General features: G+C 58.4%; 14 protein-coding genes and 3 pseudogenes. 8 read left to right on the forward strand and 9 right to left on the reverse strand.

The window, feature by feature from the left end; translation table 11 throughout:
- Positions 1-368 precede the first annotated feature (368 nt).
- Positions 369-1,346 (reverse strand): IS5 family transposase, encoded by a 978-nt coding sequence (locus T5B8_RS19330; RefSeq protein WP_353162745.1) that lies wholly within the window; start codon positions 1,344-1,346, stop codon positions 369-371.
- 560 nt (positions 1,347-1,906) lie between these two features.
- Here T5B8_RS19330 and T5B8_RS19335 point away from each other — a divergent pair.
- A complete protein-coding gene (locus T5B8_RS19335) occupies positions 1,907-2,179 on the forward strand; it encodes a DUF4124 domain-containing protein (protein ID WP_353180941.1) in 273 nt (90 codons plus the stop codon).
- Between the two features lie 139 nt (positions 2,180-2,318).
- Here T5B8_RS19335 and T5B8_RS19340 read toward each other — a convergent pair whose 3' ends face one another.
- The 5 genes and pseudogenes from T5B8_RS19340 to T5B8_RS19360 all read right to left on the reverse strand — a co-directional run bounded on the left by T5B8_RS19340 (position 2,319) and on the right by T5B8_RS19360 (position 8,748).
- Positions 2,319-3,368, reverse strand: coding sequence for a DNA-binding protein (locus T5B8_RS19340; protein ID WP_353163367.1), 1,050 nt, complete (start codon positions 3,366-3,368; stop codon positions 2,319-2,321).
- A gap of 344 nt (positions 3,369-3,712) precedes the next feature.
- Positions 3,713-6,683: pseudogene (locus T5B8_RS19345) on the reverse strand (Tn3 family transposase).
- A 2-nt stretch (positions 6,684-6,685) separates the two neighbouring features.
- Positions 6,686-7,246, reverse strand: coding sequence for a recombinase family protein (locus tag T5B8_RS19350; protein ID WP_353163031.1), 561 nt, complete (start codon positions 7,244-7,246; stop codon positions 6,686-6,688).
- A 183-nt stretch (positions 7,247-7,429) separates the two neighbouring features.
- The gene (locus tag T5B8_RS19355) at positions 7,430-8,479 is read right to left on the reverse strand and encodes a cation diffusion facilitator family transporter (RefSeq protein WP_434555275.1); all 1,050 of its coding nucleotides are present in this window, start codon (positions 8,477-8,479) and stop codon (positions 7,430-7,432) included.
- Positions 8,476-8,748 carry a metal-sensing transcriptional repressor gene (locus T5B8_RS19360; protein ID WP_353163029.1) on the reverse strand — a complete coding sequence of 91 codons (273 nt, stop codon included), beginning with the start codon at positions 8,746-8,748 and terminating at the stop codon, positions 8,476-8,478. The genes T5B8_RS19355 and T5B8_RS19360 overlap by 4 nt, the downstream gene beginning before the upstream one ends.
- Before the next feature lie 155 nt (positions 8,749-8,903).
- Between T5B8_RS19360 and T5B8_RS19365 the strand changes: the two genes are divergently transcribed.
- The 6 genes and pseudogenes from T5B8_RS19365 to T5B8_RS19385 all read left to right on the forward strand — a co-directional run.
- The gene (locus T5B8_RS19365) at positions 8,904-9,284 is read left to right on the forward strand and encodes a hypothetical protein (RefSeq protein ID WP_353163026.1); all 381 of its coding nucleotides are present in this window, start codon (positions 8,904-8,906) and stop codon (positions 9,282-9,284) included.
- A 139-nt stretch (positions 9,285-9,423) separates the two neighbouring features.
- The gene (locus T5B8_RS19370; RefSeq protein WP_353180943.1) at positions 9,424-10,698 is read left to right on the forward strand and encodes a TolC family protein; all 1,275 of its coding nucleotides are present in this window, start codon (positions 9,424-9,426) and stop codon (positions 10,696-10,698) included.
- On the forward strand, positions 10,695-11,939 hold the full coding sequence (locus T5B8_RS19375; protein ID WP_353163020.1) for an efflux RND transporter periplasmic adaptor subunit: 1,245 nt from the start codon (positions 10,695-10,697) through the stop codon (positions 11,937-11,939). The genes T5B8_RS19370 and T5B8_RS19375 overlap by 4 nt, the downstream gene beginning before the upstream one ends.
- Before the next feature lie 12 nt (positions 11,940-11,951).
- Entirely contained in the window at positions 11,952-15,077 is a 3,126-nt protein-coding gene (locus T5B8_RS19380; RefSeq protein ID WP_353163017.1) for an efflux RND transporter permease subunit, read from the forward strand.
- Positions 15,078-15,370: 293 nt separating this feature from the next.
- Positions 15,371-15,507, forward strand: a pseudogene (locus tag T5B8_RS20015) (hypothetical protein); the annotation flags it as partial.
- A gap of 33 nt (positions 15,508-15,540) precedes the next feature.
- Positions 15,541-16,449 (forward strand): annotated as a pseudogene (locus T5B8_RS19385) (tyrosine-type recombinase/integrase); the annotation flags it as partial.
- A 29-nt stretch (positions 16,450-16,478) separates the two neighbouring features.
- Here the strand turns inward: T5B8_RS19385 and T5B8_RS19390 are convergent.
- From T5B8_RS19390 to T5B8_RS19400, 3 genes are all read right to left on the reverse strand, one after another.
- Positions 16,479-17,321 carry a DUF1259 domain-containing protein gene (locus tag T5B8_RS19390; protein ID WP_284381145.1) on the reverse strand — a complete coding sequence of 281 codons (843 nt, stop codon included), beginning with the start codon at positions 17,319-17,321 and terminating at the stop codon, positions 16,479-16,481.
- Positions 17,322-17,439: 118 nt separating this feature from the next.
- Complete coding sequence (chrA, locus tag T5B8_RS19395; RefSeq protein ID WP_353163369.1) at positions 17,440-18,897, reverse strand: chromate efflux transporter; 1,458 nt, start codon at positions 18,895-18,897, stop codon at positions 17,440-17,442.
- 2 nt (positions 18,898-18,899) lie between these two features.
- Positions 18,900-19,829 (reverse strand): chromate resistance protein ChrB domain-containing protein, encoded by a 930-nt coding sequence (locus T5B8_RS19400; protein WP_284381143.1) that lies wholly within the window; start codon positions 19,827-19,829, stop codon positions 18,900-18,902.
- 170 nt (positions 19,830-19,999) lie between these two features.
- Here T5B8_RS19400 and T5B8_RS19405 point away from each other — a divergent pair.
- The coding region (locus T5B8_RS19405) for a DUF4158 domain-containing protein (RefSeq protein ID WP_353180942.1) at positions 20,000-21,294 on the forward strand (1,295 nt) is incomplete at its 3' end.

Raw genomic sequence — 21,294 nt, forward strand, 5'->3', positions numbered from 1 at the left:
GGCGGCATGACTCAAACCCACGAGCCTCCGGCATTCCCGGGGCGATTCAACCCGTTGTCGGAGTACGTTGCCACGTCGCGCAAAACTAACGCTCTTCCGTCACATGCGTCAGCCCGCGCTTCAGACGGGCCGGTTCCTGGCTACGTGGGCGCGCCGCTGCGCTGAAATACCAGCTTCGACGAGCAGTCTTAGGCCTGTCTGCGCCAGCGATTGAGCATCCTAGGGGGCTGCTGAAATAGCCGCGAAGTTATCGCGGATAGCGTTCTGGTAAGGCGCTGCCGCAGCCTGGATGGTTATTGTTTGATCAATTTGAACGCCTAAAGGGCTCAAATACCGGATTTCAGACGCAGGTCGGCCGCCAATGGCGCTCATGCGGCCTCCAGTGCGGCGATTCGGACTAGGTTGTAGCTGGCAAATACCAACTTGGCCTGGGCGCCGACCCGATCCAGACCGCGCAGCATCGTTTGCTTGAGCGGGCGCGCATATTTGCCCCAGCCAAAGGGCGTTTCGACGCGATGGCGCGCGTTGATCGATTGCGCATATCCGACGTGACGGGTGGTGCGGTCATCGATCGTGGATCGTCGGCCGCGGATGTTCTGGGCCACATGCGGCGTCACGCGCGCCGCGCGTGCGCCGTCAATGAAGCGGTGCTGATCGTAGTTCTTGTCAGCCCCCACAGTCAGCCGGCGCTTGCCCGGTCTTCGATCGAGCATTGTCAGTGCGGCATCGACCTCGGCCGTGCCGCTGGCACGGGTGGTCTGGGCATCAACCACCAGCGCGTGCCGGTTGTCGGTCAGGACATGGCCGATATAACACAGGCGGCTGGGTTGGCCCTGGGCTTTCTTGTACAGCCGCGCATCGGGATCGGTCTTGCACTCATGCGTGTCTGAACGGCGCTGCTGACCCTTGAAGTTCGGCGGGCCACTGGGCGGATCGCTGTCGTCGTCTTTGCGTCGATAGCTGCCCATCGACGCCCAGGCATCGATCAGCGTGCCGTCGACGAAACGCTGGCGGTTTTTGGTGAACGTCGTCGCGTGCCAGACGGCGTCGTCCAGTGACAGGCCGACGAACCAGCGAAAGAGCATGTTGTAACGCAGCTGTTCAACGAGCTGGCGCTCGGAACGTATCGAGTACAGGATCTGGAGCAACAACGCCCGAATCAGGCGTTCCGGGGCGATGCCAGGCCGGCCGGTGCGCGAATAGCTGACCGTCAGCGTGCCGTTCATGGAGTCCAAAGCGGCATCGACCAACGATCGGATCCGGCGCAGCGGATGATCAGCGGGTACAAAATCGGTCGTCTGCGAATACGAAAACAGCGACGGCTGCTTAGCGTCCGGGCTTCTCATCGGAGTGGCTTCCTCTTACTCACCAACACAAGCAATTATCCCGAGATTTTCGGGGTTTTTCAGCAGCCCCCTAGGGCTGAGCCCAAGGTTGCGCGTGACTGCGCTCGCACTGCTTCGCGGCGATCGCACGAGTTCGACGGCTCCCGCCGTTAACTCGGCGGTGTACGTCTCACGTGGCAAAACACTCCTTTCTGCCGGCCCTAATGAACCTTCCTTGAAGTGTCCGCAGTAACGGGGGGGGGGGAACCCGTAGGGTGCTAGTTCCGCTAAGGTGTAAACCAATTATGCGCCCAAAGTTTTGTAAACCAATTGCGCGCATTTAAGACGGCTTAACGGTTTACTCCTCACGCGATAAACGGCTTCTCATGCAGATCTCTCGCTGCATGGACATCTGGAAGTGGCGTATCGCACCACTTTCAAGTGTTGGTGCTGCGGCCTTCGGCTCGAAAACAACTCGCCGATACAGAACGTTGTACGTGCCACCCCGGTAATACGACGGCCATGCCAGGCCAGTCGCGATGCCATCGGTTTTCTGGGCGGTGCGAGATGGAGAGACGAATATGCTCGCAAAGGCCCTCGCCGCTTTGTTCCTGGTTCTGGTTCTGGCTACTGCGCAGGCTGAAGTATTCAAATGCCCACAAGCTGACGGCACTGTTACCTACACAGACAAGGGATGCGATGGACGCGGGAAGCGGCTCGATATTGCCCAGCCCGTGACGATCCAACCGCCCAGCTCCTATATGGAAGAGACTCGAGCAATGGTCGAGATCGCAGAAAAAAGCCAAGAGCGAAAAGCGGCGTGGCGGCGGTATAGGACCAGCGGGGGCATTTGAACGAAAACCTACGGTTTTGAATCCTGTGGCACCCTCGAAACCGTAGGTTTCCGTCAGATAGCCGCTAACCCGGCATTTGCCCTTAAAACTTGGTCATCTTTGGAACATTACCGAATATTCAATGCTGTGACAGCCTTTTTCATAGCGAACCCTGGAGTTGTTTGAATTGTCCTAGGATCATCGCCTTTTCCTGAAGAATTACCTTGTTCTCATCGGTCAGATACGTCACTTTATCCTGGATGGTTTTCAACTCGGTTTTGGTGGCCTTCAAAGCTTGGGATAACACGGCCAATTCCTTATCGACATCTGCTTTCTGAGCAGTGAGAGCTGCTATTTTTTCTGCCAATTGCTCATTTTTATGCTGGTATTCCTGGTTCTTCGTCATGGCGTCTTCAAGGTCTCGCTTCAGGTTCTGGGTCTCATCTACCTTTCCGTTCAAATCCCTGTTTAGCGTCGCATTGGTCTGTTCAAGTTTATCGGCATTGCTTTGTAACTGCGCATTGGCATCAAATAACTCGGACGCTCTTGACTCAGCCTGGTCGAACCGGTGTTGCAGTTCCTGCATCTGGTCTTTCAACCCCTGGGTATCGATCCGGAACTGTTCGCGTTCTTGCTGACGGTCTTCGGCAGTGCGCTGCTGATAATGTTCAAAATGATCGCGGATGTCCTTATTTTCCTGCTTAAGTTCCGCAATACTTTCCTTTAATTCAGCGGTTCGCACAATGGCTTCGTCTCGTTGGGCCTCGGCTTTGACCAGGCTGATACGCACATCTTCCAGAGACTTGTCTAACGCACTTTTTTCTTTGTTCTGCCGTTCAATCTGGCTCTCAAGATCCTGTTGTCGGGCAGTAAGTTGCGCGATGGTGTTTTTGGAATCGGCCAATTCTTTGCGGAGTTCTTTATTTGACGCCTCAAATTCCTGACGGGTCTGCTCAATACGGTGGTCGGCCATCTGCTGTACCCGCTCGTGGAGTGATTTCACTACCTCCACCAGGTCGTTCGGGAGTCCACCGATATCGGCTGCCTCTCCGTTGTCTGATCGCCAACGCTTGAGCAGCGGCGCGATGGTGCTTTTGCTGCCGGTGCCCATATGTTCCCGCACCCGATCCACCGTAGGCTCCTGGCCTTGGGTTTTGATGGCTTCGGCGGCTTTGGCGACATCGTGGTAAGTGACTCCGGCGCGTGCCATAGGGAGATTTCCTCTCAAACTATTTAGTAACGTATTATGTAACACGTAATATAACATTATATTTATGCTTATCAAAGTTTCCTGAGTTTCAATTGTTAACCTTCGATAATCAAGGTTATCGTTGGTTATGGTATTAAGCTGAAAATCTTCTGCTTGTAACGCCGGTACATAGCCGCCTTTCTGGTGACACCGATAGGAATCCAATTCATGAACACCAAACCACCCAAAATGGCCACCGACTTAGCATTACGTAATGAGGAATCGAACCAGATTGCTCATCGGGAATCCGAGTCACTGCGGCACTACCTCCAGGGGTCAGCTCACGAAACGGAAAAAATCGTACGCTAAGGCTCGCGCGGCGTCCGTAGCGGCCGGAATCGACCCCGCTCGACGCGCTTGTCCTGCTGCCAGATGTAGTCGCCGGTCAGGTTGATGTGCTCCCAGCCCAGCGGCGAAAGATGCGGCAGCAGTGTTTCATCAATGGTTTTGCCCAGAGTCAGCCAACGCCTGAATAGCCCGGTCCATATAGACCGTGTTCCACAAAATGATGGCATTGACCACGAGATTCAGTCCGCTCGCCCGATAACGCTGATTCTCGTAACTGCGATCGCGGAGTTCGCCCAGCCGGTTCAAGAACACGGCGCGTGCCAGGGCATTCTTGGCTTCGCCCTTGTTCAAGCCCACTTGAACCCGCCGGCGTAGCTCGACGTTTTGCATCCAGTCGAGGGCAAATAACGTGCGTTCGATGCGGCCTAGCTCACGTAGTGCGATCGCGAATCCGTTCTGGCGCGGATAGCTGCCGAGCTTGCGCAGCATCAGCGAAGCGGTAACCGTCCCCTGCTTGATCGAGGCCGCCAGACGCAGGATATCGTCCCAATGCGTCCGGATGTGTTTGACGTTGATCCGCCCGCCGATCATGCCGGCCAGCGTCGGATAACGATTCGCGTCGCTGAGAACATACAAGCGCCGGTCGGCCAGATCGCGAATGCGCGGCGCGAAACGATAGCCGAGCAGCTGCATCAAAGCGAACACATGATCTGTAAAACCGGCGGTATCCGTGTAGTGCTCGGCGATCCGCAGGTCCGATTCGTGGTACAGCAAGCCATCCAGAACGTGGGTGGCATCGCGCACCGTGGCGTTGATGACCTTGGTGTGGAACGGCGCGTACTGATCGGAGATATGCGTGTAGAACTGCACGCCGGATTCGGGGCCGTACTTCAGGTTCACGTGACCGGCGAACTCGCCGCGGCCGCCGGCCTTGAAGTTCTGGCCGTCCGATGAGGACGTTGTGCCGTCGCCCCAGTAGGCCGCGAACGGCTGGCGGAACTGGGCGTTGGTTAGCTCGCCCAAGGCTGCTGAATAAGTCTCATCACGAATATGCCAAGCTTGTAGCCACGTCAGCTTGGCGTAGGTGGCCTCGGGGCTGGACTCGGCCATCTTGGCCAAGCCGAGGTTGATCGCATCCGCCAGGATCGTGGTCATGAGCAACTGGCGGTTGCCGGCGGTCGCACCGCTTTTGAGATGGGTGAAGTGCCGCGTAAAGTCGGTCCAGTCATCGACTTCGAGTAGCAACTCCGTGATCTTGAGATGGGGCAGCCGGCTATACACCTGCTGCATCAAGGCATCGGCTTTCTCGGGCACGGCGTTATCCAACGGCGTGATCTTGAGCCTGCCCGCGGGCGTAAAGCCCGCGTCCGGTAACGTATCGGCAGCCGCCAAGTGCTCGACGCCGGCCAACTCGTGTTCCAGCGTCTCTAATTGTGATTGTAGATAGCGCTCGCAGTCGGTTTCGATCGCCAAGCCCAGAGCCCGACGCTCACGCTGCTCGATAAAGCGGGGTGACGGCAGCAGGTAGTCTTCGAAATCCTTGAACTGGCGCGAGTCCTGCACCCAAATGTCGCCCGAGCGCAGCGCGTTCTTGAGCTCCGATAACACGCACAATTCATAAAATCGGCGATCGATTCCGTCCGTCGTATACACCAGGCTTGCCCAGCGCTTGCGGACAAAGCCGGTCGGCGCATCGTCCGGCACTTTGCGGGCCTGGCGGGCATTCATGGCTTTCAATAGCTCGACGCCGGCAAGCAACTCGCGCGCCGCCGGTGCGGCCTTGAGTTCCAATGCGTCCAGCAAGGTCGGGGTGTAGCGGCGGAGCGCGTTGAAGCGACTGGCGATTAAGCCGAGATAGTCAAAATTCTCGGGTTGCGCGAGCTGTTCCGCTTCCACGATGCTTTCGCTGAAGGCGGACCACGGCAGAATCGCCTCGATGGCGGCAAACGGATCGGCGCCTGTCTGCTTGGCGTCGAGTAGTGCCCGGCCGATACGCGAGTACAGGCGCACCTTGTGGTTGATGTCCTTGCCGGCACGCTGGAATTGCTCCGCGTGCTTGCGCTTGGCCTTATTGAACAGCGAGCCCATGAAGCGATCATGCAGATCGATGATCTCATCGATCAGCGTGGCCCGCGTATCAAGAAGGACCGCGGCCAGGGTGGCATGACGACGGGTCGGTTCCAGATCGCGCAAGTGCTGCGCCGTCATCTGTCCGCCTTCTCGGGCCAGTTTGAGCAGGCGGTTCTGGTGGACGGTATGTTCCAGCCCGGCCGGCAGGTCGAGCTCGCGGACGGTCTGCAATCGTTCGAGGTGAAACCGAATATGCTTGAGCCGCGGTGGCCCCGGTGACTGCCGCAGCCAAGCGAGCGTGCTATGCGCGGTTTCAACGCGAATCGTCAGAAGCCGGTCAAAGGCATAACGGTGGGTCGCGGTCAACGGCGCAGTCAACGCATCATAGACTTGGCGCGTGCCACGCGTCAGCGCCTCACTGCACACGCGTTCGATGACCCCAATCGGCGGCAGGATGATCCGCTGTTGCCGCAGCAACGCCACCAACGCTTCGGCGAGCGAGATACCGCGGTCCGTTTGCTGGGCCAGCTCCGCGACGGGTGTTATGAGCCGCTGGTAGTCAGCGCCGTTGAAGGCCGACAGGTTCAGCCAAGCCTGCAATTCGGCCAGATGTTCGCGTCGTGTCTCCGCCCGTTGGGCGTACTGTGGCCAGAGGTCCGGCGCGATGTCCAACTGTTGACCGACGACCGCCAGTAGGCGCGCAGGTGGTTCTGCGTCGGTCGGCAGCGCGATGCCGGGATAACGCCGGTAGCACAACTGCACCGCGAAGCCGAGCTGGTTGGGGCCGCCGCGTCGCTGGCCGATTATCGCCACATCGGACTCGGACAGCGTGTAGTGCCGAACCAGGGCATCATCCGTTTCGGGAAACGCCAGTAGACTAGCCCGCTCAGTGGCGGTCAATAGACGACGCCGGGGCATGGTCAGGCGTGCGCTTTGAGGTATTGGTACAGCGTCTCGCGGCTGATGCCGAAGTCGCGCGCCAGTTGGGCTTTCTGCTCGCCGTCAGCCACGCGCTGTCGAAGCTCGGCGATTTTTTCGAACGACAGTGCGCGCTTACGTCCACGGTATTTGCCGCGTTGCTTGGCCAATGCGATGCCTTCGAGCTGACGCTCGCGAATCAGCGCGCGTTCGAACTCGGCGAAAGCCCCCATGACGGACAACATGAGATTGGCCATCGGCGACGCCTCGGCAGTGAAGGTCAGATTCTCCTTGACGAACTCGATGCCAACGCCCCGCTCGGTCAGCGCATATACCAGTCGCCGCAAGTCATCGAGGTTGCGCGCCAGCCGATCCATGCTGTGGACCACGACGGTATCGCCTTCGCGGACGAAGGCAATCAGCCGCTCCAACTCGGGTCGGCGCGTGTCCTTGCCGGAGGCTTTATCGGTAAACACCCGATCGACCGCAACTTGCTCGAGCTGGCGATCGGCGTTCTGACCCACACTGCTGACGCGGACATAACCGATGCGTTGCCCGTTCAAATCGCTTCCCCGACCTAATGTGTCAGATTGAACTCTATGACCCCGGTCGACAAACGTCAATCATTGCTCAATGCGACTCTATACTGACGCATTTGAGATCAGCGCCTGACGTCCGTATAGGGTGTAGCTTAAGTAGACACCAACCATTTCCACGGCACTGGGATGATTAGCGGTCATAAGAACTTAAAAGCGCGGAGACACCGATGTGCCAGGTGTTTCGGTTTGCGTGGCCCCGTTGGTTGACTGAGGTGGTCGGATGCGGATGTGCGCCGACTGTAGCGCGGGCAGATGACTCACCAGTTCGTGTTCCACCTCACTCACCACGGTATTTGCTTGATCTATCGTGGCATTACCTACCAATGTTATATCGAGTTCAGCAACCAACTGATGCCCGAGCCACCGCGCGCGAACGTTAGACACATCATGGATGTTGTCGACGTGCGCAGCGGCATGCCGGATATCGTCTATTACCTGCGGATCGACGCCATCGAGCAAGCGCGTAAAAATCGCTTTGCCGGATTGCCAGACAATAGCGAAGATCGCGGCCGTAATCAGCAGGCCGATGATTGGGTCGGCCAACGGAAAGCCCAGCCAGACCCCGGCCGCGCCAACGACCACCGCAAGGCTCGTAAGCCCATCGGTACGGGCGTGATAGCCGTCGGCGATCAGGGCGGCGCTATTCATCTGGCGACCGACTCGGATCCGAAAAACGGCCACTAATTCGTTACCGATAAAACCGATGACCCCCGCCACAGCCACCCAGAGCAGGTGCTGGATAGGTTGCGGATCCAACAAACGGTCGATCGCCTGATAGCCGGCGACAAGCGCACTGAACAAGATAATCAGCACGATCAGTACACCGGCCAGATCTTCGACACGTCCATAACCGTAGGTGAACCGCTTACTGGTGCCGCGTTGGATCAGGCGAAACGCGACCCAGAGCGGAATTGCGGTTGCTGCATCACCCAGGTTGTGGATCGTATCGGCAAGTAGCGCCACGCTGCCGGAGATCAACACGATCCCGAGCTGACCTAGGAAAGTGATTGCGAGGATTACGAACGACCATTTGATCGCCCAGATACCGCGTTCTGTAGCGGTGATGCTCGGGTCGATCACGCCGTGCGTGTGGCCATGCTCGCTATCGTGATCATGAGCGCCATGCGCATGATCTTCCGGACCGCCGAAGCCCAGCCAGCTCAGAGTCGCTTTGATAATCGAAGCTGGTTTTTTCATAGGTACTTGGTGATCGCTTTGAACTCTTCCATCAAAGCGCGTGCCTCTATAGCGCCTTTTTCGAACAAGCTTTCATCAAAGCAGTGATCGATATGGTCATGAACCAAGGTGTTTTTCGCATTCGTGATAGCTCGTTCCACGGCGTGAAGTTGCTGGGTGGTTTCAAGACAGCCGCGACCGTCTTCCAGCATCTTAATGACGCTTTGCAGGTGGCCGTCAGCGCGTTTGAGACGCCGGATGATTTCGGGGTGCGTGGTATGGGTGCTCATGCCCTTGATCCTATCCCCCAGGATAGGATACAGTCAACATGTGCCACCCTACTGATAGGGTTCGGTTTGCAAAAACCGTGTGACGCCTTAGCGGCCGCAACGAGGATGTTCTGCTAAGAATTAATGCTATGACCGAGGTTTGATCTAGGCTTTCCATGCAGCTCAAAAAGACATACTGGTTGCAACTGGCCGCGGTCATGATGCTCATGATGCAGGCAGCAGGCCTGCATGCCCATATCAGCATCAACGCGAGTGACGCCTCGATCCAGAGCCATTTGCAGGCGGCCGAGTCGCACGCAGACAGCCATGCGTCAGACAGCGAGTTGTCTGACGACGCGTCCAATCATCTGACCCAAGCTACCTCGGCCAAGTATCAGAGCAGCATGGGCTGGGTTCTTCCGGTCTTTCTGGCCAGCGTGCTGCTGAATGACCCCGCCTCCTCGGTTAAGCCCGATTTCCCAGACGGGCAGGAAACGCCTCACCCTGCCGCTTACTACCAGCTGCCGCCTTCCCGTGGCCCGCCTGCTATTGCCTGATCAAAGGGCCTGATCAAAGGGCCTGATCGAAGGCAATCGTTGCCGCTTTCTATCAGCGGCACATCGGCGCGTATGCGCCGTTAGCAGGAGTTTTCAAATGAATATTGGTATTCGACGCATCACTTGCGTGATGGGTCTCATGCTTTGGTGCGTGTCGGCTTCAGCCGCGCCGGACGTCAACCCGTCGCCAGCACCGCTTACTTTTTCCGATGCAATCTCACGGGCCCTGGAACGCAATCCGAGCCTGAGCGTTTTCGCATACAGGCAGCGCGCGCTCGGTGGTCGCCGCTATACGGCCGCGCTAAGGCCGGCGCCCGAGTTGCAGTTCGAGCTACAGGACTTCGGCGGCACAGGCAGTGCGAGAGGCGTTGATCGCGCGGAAGCGACCTTGGCGCTTTCGCAGGTAATCGAACTTGGCGGTAAACGCGATGCGCGAGTCGGCGTCGTGGATGCGCGCCAGCGAGCGGTTGCGATTCAAGAGAAAGCGCAGGAGCTCGACGTTTTGGCCTCGGTCGCGCGTCGCTTCTACGCGGTTGCGGCAGCGGATGAACGCCTAGCGGTCGCCAAGCGTGCGTCCGAGCTTGCTCGCGACGCTCTGACGGGCGTGAATCGACGTGTCAATGCGGCGCGCGCGCCGCGTGCTGAAGCCGCGCGCGCCAAAGCGGCACTGGCAAGTGCGCAGCTGAATCGGGCCGACGCCGAGCGTGAGTTAGAAACCGCCCAGTTACGACTCGCTGCGCTCTGGAACATGCCCAAGCCGGACTTCGAGACCATTCGTTCCGATCTCTACGCGGTAGGCGCACCCGGCGAGTTCGATGTATTGGCAGAGCGTATCGAGGCCAATCCGGACTTCCTACAGTTCACGGCCGAAAGTCGCATACGCCAGGCCGAGTTGCGTCTTGCTCAGTCGCAAACCCACAGCAACATCAGTCTGCGCGCTGGTCTAAAGCGCTTGGAGGATACCAGCGATACCGCGTTGGTCTTCGGCGCAAGTGTGCCGCTGTTTTCGTCCAGTCGTGCCGAGGGTGCCATCGCTGAAGCTGAAGCTCGTGGCGAAGCCGTGGGCGCGGAGCGACGCGCCATGCTGTTGGATACGCGGGCGCGACTGTTCTCGCTTTATCAGGCCCGGGCGCAAGCCATAGAAACAGTCCGCACCCTGCAAGACCAGATTATTCCGCAGCAGGAACAGGCACTGAGCGAAATTCGGCGAGGGTACGACCGCGGACGCTACAGCTACCTCGAGCGCGTGACCGCCCGTCGTGAGCTCATCGATGCCGAACGCGCATTGATAGGTGCCGCCGAGCGCGCGCATCGCCTGCGTGCCGATATCGAAAGCCTGACCGCCGAGCCGCTGCCCGGCGGTGACGGTCGTATCGCATTCAATAGCAATATCCAATATCCGGAGTCGCCATGAATATCCGTTTTCCAGCGGCCCTGGTGGCCGCTCTGATTTTGAGCGCGTGTGACGCCACCCAATTCGGCACAGCCAAAGCCGCGTCGGAGGCCGAGGCGGGGTCTGATGCCACAGCGCCGGCCGAAGGGCCGCACGGGGGGCGTCTTCTCGAAGACGGCAGCTTCGCGTTGGAGGTCACGATCTTCGAGGATAACGTGCCTCCCGAATTTCGAATCTATGCGTATCAGGGCGGCGAGCCGGTCGATCTAAAGCAAGTCGAGCTGGAAGTCGAGCTGGAACGCCTCGGTGGACGCGTAGACCGCTTCGACTTCAAACCGAAAAACGACTATCTGCTGGGTGACGGCGTCGTGACCGAACCCCACTCGTTTGAAGTCATGGTCGCGGCCGAATACGAGGGCAATACCTCCCGCTGGGAGTACAGCTCCTATGAAGGGCGGGTCAGCATCGGCGCTGAGGCCGCCAAACGAGCGGGGATCACCACAACCCTGGCCGGGCCTGGGACGATTCGAGAGACAGTGAAGCTGAACGGCAATATCGTGCCCGATCCGAGCCGCGTGCGGCGTGTCGCGGCCCGTTTTCCGGGCGTTGTTGTGGCCGTCGACAAGGCCGTGGGCGATACCGTCGCCAAAGGGGAGCGGCTGGCTTCAGTGGAGGCCAACGACAGCCTGCGGCGCTACGCGGTGACTTCGCCCATCGCCGGCGTCGTGACCGAGCGCCGTGTCGAGCCCGGTGAAATGGCCGGCACCGAGCCCTTGCTTACGGTGGCCGACTACGACCAGGTCTGGGCCGAACTTCAGGTCTTTCCGGGGCACGCCCGAAGCGTACAGGTCGGCCAGACAGCTGCGGTAAGCACAAACGGCGATTCAGAGGCGAAAACCACGATAAGTTACCGCGCCCCACGAGCGTCGGGGGTTGGACAGAGCACCGTCGCCCGCGCTGTGCTTGCCAATCGGCAAGGGCACTGGATCCCCGGACATTTTGTGCAAGCCACGGTCGAGATCACGGAACGCGAAGTGCCGATCGCGATCGAGCGTCGCGCGCTGCAAACCTTTCGTGACTGGGACGTGGTGTTCATCAAAGTGGGCGAGGCCTATCAGGTTCGGCCACTGGAACTCGGCGCCGGTGACGGCGAGTATGTCGAGGTCATCTCGGGGCTCAAGCCCGACGAGCGCTATGTGGTCGACAACAGCTATTTGATCAAGGCGGACATCGAGAAGTCCGGCGCGGTCCACGGCCATTAACCGGAGCCTCCGATGATTGATGCGATTCTCAAATTCGCGGTGGAACGCCGCTGGTTGGTGCTGTTTTTGGTACTGGCCGTGGCCGCCCTCGGCGTATGGAATTATCAGCGCCTGCCGATCGATGCGGTACCGGATATCACCAACGTACAGGTACAGGTAAATACCGAAGCGCCGGGCTATTCGCCGCTGGAGGCGGAACAGCGCATAACGTTTGTAGTGGAAACCGCGCTGGCCGGACTGCCCAATCTGGCCTATACCCGCTCGATTACGCGGTATGGCTTGTCGCAGGTTACGGCGATTTTCGAAGATGGCGCAGATCTCTATGCCGCCCGCAACCGGATCAATGAGAAGCTCGCCCAGATCAAGAGCCAGCTACCGCCCGAGCTGGAGCCCGAGATGGGGCCGATCGCGACCGGTCTAGGCGAAATCTTCATGTATACGGTGACTGCCGAACCAGGTGCGACGCAGCCCGACGGTAGTCCTTATGATGCGATGGCATTGCGTACGGTGCAGGACTGGATCATCCGTCCGCAGCTTGTCCAGGTTCCGGGTATTACCGAAGTCAACACGATCGGTGGCTATGAAAAACAGTTTCATATCACCCCGGATCCGGCGAAGCTGCTGGCTTACAACCTGACATTCGACGACGTCGCCGAGGCCCTGCGACGCAACAACAGCAATCTTGGCGCCGGGTATATCGAAGAAAACGGTCGCCGGCTTCTGGTGCGCTCACCCGGGCAGGTCAAGGCGATCAGCGGGCTGGAAAAGATCGTGCTGGCTCAGCGCAATGGCGCTCCGGTGCACGTTACCGACGTCGCCGACGTCGCGATTGGCAAGCAGTTGCGCACTGGCGCGGCCACGCGTGACGGACGCGAAACGGTGCTCGGCACCGCGTTCATGCTCGTGGGCGAGAACTCACGGGAAGTCGCAGCGGCCACCGCAGACAGACTGCAGGACATTCAGGCGTCGCTGCCCGAAGGCGTCACGGCCGAAGCGGTCTACAACCGCACCACGCTGGTCGACAAGGCGGTGGTGACGGTACAAAAGAACCTGCTCGAAGGCGCACTGCTGGTGATCGCAATCCTGTTTTTGTTGCTGGGAAATGTCCGTGCAGCCTTGATCACGGCAGCGGTAATTCCGTTGGCGATGCTCGCAACGATAACCGGTATGGTCCGTACCGGCGTGTCTGCCAATCTGATGAGTCTGGGCGCGCTTGATTTCGGCCTGATCGTGGACGGTGCCGTCATCGTGGTGGAGAACGCGGTCCGGCGCCTGGCCGAGGCACAGCGCGCGCACGGCCGTGTCCTGCCAAGAGACAAACGACTGGCCGTGACCTACAGTGCGGCCAAGGAGGTCATCGGGCCCAGCCTGTTCGGCGTTGGGATCATCACCGCCGTCTATATCCCGATTTTCACCTTGACCGGGGTCGAGGGCAAGATGTTTCACCCGATGGCAGCCACCGTGGTCATGGCGTTGATCGCGGCCATGGTGCTGTCGTTGACTTTCGTGCCGGCGGCCATTGCTCTGGGTATGACCGGCCGCGTGTCGGAGCATGAAAACTGGCTCATGCGGGCGGCCAAAGCTGGCTATGCGCCGCTGCTGCGCGGCGCCATGCTGCTGCGCTGGCCATTGATGGCGGTGGCGGTCGTGCTCGTGGCGGGCTCGGCCTGGCTCGCTACGAGCATGGGCAGTGAATTCGTGCCCCAGCTCGACGAGGGCGATATCGCCTTGCATGCGCTGCGTATCCCGGGGACCGGCCTCGAGCAGGCACTGACCATGCAGGAAGAACTCGAGGATCGGCTGCGCGAATTTCCGGAAGTCAAACTGGTCTTCGCCAAGGTCGGTACACCCGAGATCGCGACCGATGCCGTGGCGCCCGCCGTGGCCGACAACTTCGTGATCATGAAGCCCCGTGAAGAATGGCCGAACCCGGATAAACCCAAGGCGGAACTGGTGGACGAAATCGTTGCTGCGGTATCTGAACTGCCCGGCAACAAATACGAGTTCACCCAGCCGATCGAGATGCGCTTCAACGAGCTGCTGTCCGGCGTACGCGCGGACTTGGCGGTGAAGGTATTTGGAGACGATCTTGATATCTTGCTGCAAAGCGCGAACGAGGTTCGTGGCGTGTTAAGCGATATTGAAGGCGCACAAGATATCGCTGTCGAACAGATTACTGGCCTACCGGTCTTATCGGTCGAGCCGGATCGAGCCGCACTGGCCCGCTACGGCCTCAACGTGTCTGATATTCAGGAATTGGTTGCGGCCGGCGTTGGCGGGCAGCAGGCGGGCCTGATTTACGATGGCGATCGGCGCTTTGCCGTCATGGTTCGTCTTCCGGAATCGTTGCGGCAACGCCCCGATGCATGGCAGACGCTGCCGGTGCCGCTACCCGATGGCGGCTATGTCCCTCTGGCGGAAGTGGCCGACATCGAACGCGCGCCCCAGCCCAATCAGATCAGCCGCGAAAACGGTAAACGCCGGGTGGTGGTGACGGCCAATATGCGTGGCCGTGACTTGGGATCGTTTGTGGCAGAGGCTCGTCGTAAAGTAGCGCAAGATGTCGATCTGCCAACCGGCTACTGGGTGGAATATGGCGGCACCTTCGAGCAGCTGGAATCCGCGAGCCAGCGGCTGACTATTGTCGTGCCCGTCACTCTCGTATTGATCCTCGCATTGCTGCTGATGGCTTTCGGTTCGCTCAAGGACGCCTTGATCATCTTCAGTGGCGTACCGTTGGCGTTGACCGGCGGGGTCCTGCTGTTGTGGCTACGCGGCATGCCCTTGTCGATCTCGGCCGGCGTGGGCTTTATTGCCTTGTCCGGTATTGCTGTGCTGAATGGCCTCGTCATGGTGTCGTTCATCCGCAGCCTGCGTCATGACGGGCACACACTAGACAGCGCGATCACCGAGGGCGCACTCACGCGCCTGCGGCCAGTGCTTATGACCGCATTGGTGGCCAGCGTCGGATTCGTACCGATGGCACTGAACGTCGGTACAGGTGCTGAAGTCCAGCGGCCGCTGGCTACCGTGGTCATTGGCGGAATTGTGTCGTCGACGCTACTGACCTTGCTGGTCCTGCCGGCCTTGTATCGTCTGGTGCATGGCCGAGAGGCCGCCACTGCATCTCAAACGTGAGTAGTGGGGTCGCCGTAACGTATCGGTGACAATCTCGATGAGTGAAATATTGTCTACGCCTCGTGCTCGGCGATTGGCAAAATCATTGAGAAAGCACTGGGGCGGATTCCGCAGCGTAGTGCGGCGATGGCATAGCGTGCCGTCGCCGCACTCAACGTACACGTCCATAGACATCTGACCCTCACGAGCCGTCCCCCTAAAGGGCCGGTTTTCAGTTTAAGCAAGCCGGATCATCGTGTATGTACTTCTGCCTCTTGGCGCCATTCCGGGCACAGCGCTAGTCCAGACAAGAACTCGACGGAACGCTGCTGTCGTATCTGTCGCCGCTAGGCTGGGAGTACATCAATCTCACCGGAGATTATGTCTGGAGCAGGATGAGCGGATCGAGCGCGGCGGTTTCCGGCCACTACGGACGCCGCGGGAGGCTTAGCGTACGATTTTTTCCGTTTCGTGACTTGGCCCCCTCCAGGCGGCCACCTCCGATAACACCCGCAAGGCCTACCGATCCGCCATTCGCCAATTTGAGAAATGGGGTGGCCGGTTGCCGACTGACCGAGATACGGTGGTGCGCTATCTGCTCGCCAGGGCCGAATCGCTCAACGCCCGGACGTTAGATCTCCACCTCACCGCCATTAGCCAGTGGCACCATTACCAAGGCGTCACTGATCCGGTGCGCGATCCCCTGGTGCGGAAAACCATGGAAGGCATTCGTCGCACTCATGGCCAACCCAAACGCAAGGCCAAGGCCCTACGCCTGGAACACATCGCACAAATGGTGGATTACCTGCGGTGTTTGCCGGATAGCAAAAAGAAGCATAGGGATATCGCCCTGGTGTTGACCGGCTTTTTCGGCGCTTTTCGTCGCAGCGAACTGGTGGCCATTCAAATCAGTGATCTGAATTGGGAGCCGGAAGGCCTGATCATCCGGTTGCCGCGCTCCAAAACGGATCAACAGGCGACAGGGCTGGCCCGCGCCTTACCTTTCGGTACGCCAGGTTGTTGTCCGGCTACAGCAATCAAGGCCTGGATGGATAGCGCTGAGATCGATAGCGGCCCGGTCTTTAGGCCGGTTAACCGCTGGGATCAGGTGACGCCCAGGCCTCTGAACCCAGGGGCAATTAATGACTTGCTCAAAACCCTGGGCAAGGCCTGTCAGTTCGACTTCGTGCCCGAGTTGAGCAGTCACAGTTTTCGCCGCGGCCTCTCCACTTCGGCGGCTCGAGAACGGGTAGACTTCGAGCTGATCAAGAAACAAGGCGGCTGGAAAAGCGATGCAACGGTCTGGGAGTACATCGAAGAAGGCCAGCAACTTTCGAATAATGCCTCGCTGATATTGATGGAAAAGTTGGTCACGCTGATCGACCCCGTATAACCCGTCAAATCACGAATCCCACTCTCAATTCATCTTTGCGTCTCCAGCGCTGCCCGTATCGCTTTCGCCAGATCCTCGGGCTTGCCCTTGCCCCAATAATGCAGGAAATAGTAGGAAGGCGTTTCACCGGTCATATGGTTGTGCAGCGCCACGATGTGGATGCCCGCCTGACGCAGCGCCCGCATCACCGGCTGGATCTCGTCCGCGGTCATGGCAAAATCCCCATCGACGACCGCCTGCTTCTCATTCCCGGAGAAGGCGGCCCAGGTGGACAGGCCCATGGATGCGCCAAATTCCACACCGTGCATTCTGGCGCTGCGCCCGAACGTGAATTTCAGCACCTGCCCGTTAAGGCTGCCCTCGGCATCCAGAATCTTTTCCAACGTCTTGGTGTTGTATTTGCCGGTGATATCGGGCACATCACCCGGAAATCGTTCTTGCGGTACGGGATGCTTTTTACGCACTTGTTTAATGGCATCCCACATGGCCTTGACGCCTTCGGCGAGTGACTCGGCGTTTCGTCCATGGCCGCCGATGTGCATAAAGTAAACCGGCGGACGGTCGAACACGAAATGGTTGTGCAGCGCGGTGATGTCCAGGCCGTGGGCAAAGGCGGCGTCCATGGCCGGGGTGATTTCATCCTCAAACACCACCGTATCCCCCATCACCATAACACCACCCTCCGGCAAGGCCTTGAACGCGGCCCAACTCCCGAGGCCCGCCGGCGGCGGGAACTTCATACCGTCAACGGTGACGGGCACGTCGTCGCGCTTCCAGCCGATACGCACCACGCCATCAGGTTTGGCCGTTGCCTGGGTGCCAGCCGCCTGGCCAATGGCCTTATCATCGAGGCGGCCGGAATCGTCGGCCATTGTTATGGATGCTTGAATGAATAAAGCGCACATTAGAATGAATGCTCGAAGCGGAGACATTGTCATGGCTATTCCTCTTTTTTTGTTGCTGTGAAACATTTTTGGCTGTATTGGGGGGTTACGCCGCCGGGACGCCTGCAAATAACAGATGGTACACAATACCCAGCAGTGCGCTGACAAAAATCATCGGCAACATGCCCACCTTAAAGCGCAACATAGCGATAAAGGCGCCCGCGGCCAGCGCGACGCTGACAATGTGGATGCTGCCCCAGGCGGGTATCAGCAGTTGCATACCATAGGCCCGTACAGTTTCAACCTCGTTAAAGGCGACGTGCACCGCGAACCAGATGGCGAGATTCAGCATCACGCCCACCACGGCCGCCGTGACCGCCGACAGCGCCGCGCTCACCGCCTGGTTGCCGCGCAGTGTTTCCACATACGGCGCGCCCAGGAAGATCCACAAAAAGCAGGGAACGAAGGTGACCCAGGTGGCTAAAACCGATGCCAAGATGCCTGCTGTGAAGGGGTCGAGCGTTCCCGGAGCCCGGAAGGCCCCCATAAAGCCCACGAATTGCACCACTTGGATCAGCGGGCCGGGTGTAGTTTCCGCCATACCCAGACCATCCAGCATTTCCCCCGGTGCCAGCCATCCATAGTTTTGTACCGCCTCCTGGGCCATGTAGGCCAGCACCGAATAGGCGCCACCGAAGGTGACAACCGCCAGTTTGCTGAAGAAAAGCCCAATCTGGGTGAACACATCCTCATAGCCCAAGGTCACAAGCAGGGCGACAAGTGGCGCAAACCACAGCGGCAGCCAGACGGCGAGCACCTTGAGTGCCCGCCCCCGTGACGCCCGGGTATGGCTTGCCGCGCCGCCCTCCATCATGGCATCAATCGCACGCCCGGCGTCCTCGGGGGTATCGTGCCCCTTGATGACCACAAAGCGTTCCGGATCGACATGCCGACCCAGCAGACCGATCAATCCGGCGGTAACGATTACGATCGGGAAAGGCACGGCAAAGAAGAAGATCGCCACGAAAGCGGCGACCGCCAATGCGTACATGTAGGCGTTCTTGAGGACGCGCTTGCCGATGCGGATCACCGCCTGGATCACGATCGCCAGCACGGCCGCCTTGATACCGAAAAACAGGGCCTGCACCAGTGACGCTTCCTGAAATCCAGCGTAGAGCAGACTGAGCACCAGAATGCTGAGAAAGCCCGGCAGCACGAACAGGGCGCCCGCAACCAGTCCACCCTTGATGCCATGCAGCAGCCAGCCGATATAGGTGGCCAGTTGCTGGGCTTCAGGTCCGGGCAGCACCATGCAGTAATTCAGCGCGTGCAGGAAGCGGCTCTCACTGACCCATTGCTTTTCATCCACCAGAATACGGTGCATCACCGCGATCTGGCCGGCGGGACCGCCAAAGCTCAGGATGGCGACCCGCAACCAGACACGCACGGCCTCCCCGAAGGTGATGTGATGGCCGAATGCATTGAGGTTACCAGCGGTCGCATCCCTGGTGATTTGATTGGACCCGCTGCTTGGCGGTACAGATGAAGTTGACGGTTCGTGCATGGTTATTGTTCCTTACCGTAAGTGACCAACAGGCTGTCGAAAACCTGATTGGCAGCTTGTAATAATTGATCATCATCGCTATGGGTTTCGCGCAGCCCTATCAATACACACTCGACCCCGGCGGCCTCCGGCGGCTGATGTCCCCCCACATCGAGGTAGTGCACGAGTTTTCCAAGCCGGAGTAGCGCGGGTGAATCCAGGTCGAAGCTCGCCAGCAGCGTTTCGAAAGTGACTTTTTCTTCCACGTGAGTAAAGGTCGCCCCATCGAAATCGAACCCCAGCGCCTCATCCGGGCAGTCGTCCGGCGAGGCCAGCCATAAAAAGCGTGCGGATGGATCGATGAAGCGGCCAATCAGCCAGGCACTGGCCAAACGGTCCACCCACGGCCGACGCCGCGTCGCCCAGAGCCTGCCTTGATAATCGGCTCGATCAAGACGGCGGATTGTGCGAGGTTCGGGCTGCGGCTCATCGGGAGACAAGACCCGGTTGGCATCGCTTTCCAGCTGTTTCAGAGCCGTATCGATTCGATCCCGCGCGGCACCGGGGAAAAAATCGATGGCTGACAGTCGCGTGAAGCTTTTGCGCAGTTTGCGTGTTTCCTTCATGACCTCCATGGCGGTTTCCGGCAAGAGCTTTGCCCGCAGGTCCGCCATCGCCGAGTCCAGCGACTCATAGTCTTCCGAGCGATCGAATAGCGCGGGGAACGCTTCGGTTTCAGGATCATTAGCGTGCAGTACATGGGCGGTCCCGCCACTATCACGGACATCCTGGGCAATTGCCTCTAGCTTTTCGGCATGATCAGAGATGGCTGGCAGTAGATAGACGCCATCACGCAGCGAAACGGCCCCCAGGGCTTTGATGGCGCGCCATGCCCGCATGCGCACGGTGGCGTTTTCAGTGGGGAGTGAAAGTATCAGCAGTATCCAGGACATGCGTAGATCTTAGTACATATATGTTATAACCTCTACACATTTTTTAAACCGAATAACCCCTGGGCAAGAGCGATTGCCTTTAAAGGCGGTGATGCACCTTTAAATACCGCATCCATCAATAAAAACAGCGCTATAGCGTAGTTGGCGTGACCGGAGCCAAGTGAGGTCCAATGACAGCCAAAGAGCAGTTCTTAACCAATCAGCAGCGGTACCAACCGTTAATATTGCCGCAACGATTCTCCGATGAGGAAATGGTTCGCGATTGGACGCTAAGCCGTCGTGATTGCGAGGTCGTCAACAAGTATCGCAAGCAATATCGCCTGGGATTTGCCATCCAACTGTGTGCCATGCGCCTCTATGGCCGGTTTCTAAACCAGCTCCATGATCTTTCGCCACGAGTGATCAGCTACCTGAGTAGTCAACTCGATCTTCCTCCTACGCTAACGGTGGAAGTGCCCGAAAGAGAAGCCACGGTGTTGGAACACCGGAACAATATCCTCAAGTACCTGGGCTTTCATCGGTTTGACGACAAAGTGGAAGCAGATCTGGACCGCTGGATTGAAGAACATGCCCAACAGGGACTGCTTCCGGATGAACTTTTTCACCGGGCAGAACGCCACCTTCTGTTGAAACGTATTGTTTTACCTGGCCCCACGACGATCGAAAGACAGATCATCCGCATATGTAACCAGGTACACGCTCAGCTTTTTGAGCAAGTGTTTGATCAGATGTCGCCGGAATTACGCGATGCCATTGACGATTTGTTGCAAGCCACCGACGGCAATCAACGAACCTACTTCAACCAACTCAAAGAGTACCCGCCGGGTGCGAAAATATCATCACTGAAACGCTATTTGGAACGCTATGACAATCTGGTGTCCACCGGCATTAATGAGTTCGAAGAAAAGGTCATTGATACCGCTTTTCTTAACTACCTGTACCGACTGACCAAGCGTTACAGCGCTAAGGACATGAAGCGCTTCAAGGACCATAAGCGCTATGCATTGATGGTTTGCTTCCTGTTGGAATCCCGCAAGATCCTGTTGGATCATCTGGTCAAAATGCATGATCAGTACATGACAGAGCTATGCCGGCAAACCAAAAACAGCCACGACAAAAAACACAAGGAGTTTCGCAAGCGCCAAAAGAAAGCCATCGATGCTGTGCTTGAAACCACGCATTTTTTGCTGGAATGGCCGGATGAACAGCCATTGTACAAGAAGGACTTGTGGCAACGCATTGACGAGAAACGTCTGCTGGCATCCATTGACGACCTGCACATTTTTAAACGCCTGGAGGAACGCGGCTACTGCGATTTGTTGCTGGCCCGTTATCCCAGTTTACGAAAATATTTTGCCGACTTTATCCGGTTACCATTTGAAGTGGCTAAAGGTTCCGGGCCGCTGATAAAAGCTATCTTGATTAGCCCCGAAACTCAGCAGGGTCAGTATCTGACCCACCGGAT

The sequence above is a fragment of the Salinisphaera sp. T5B8 genome, from assembly GCF_040361255.1.
Classification (GTDB): Bacteria; Pseudomonadota; Gammaproteobacteria; order Nevskiales; family Salinisphaeraceae; genus Salinisphaera.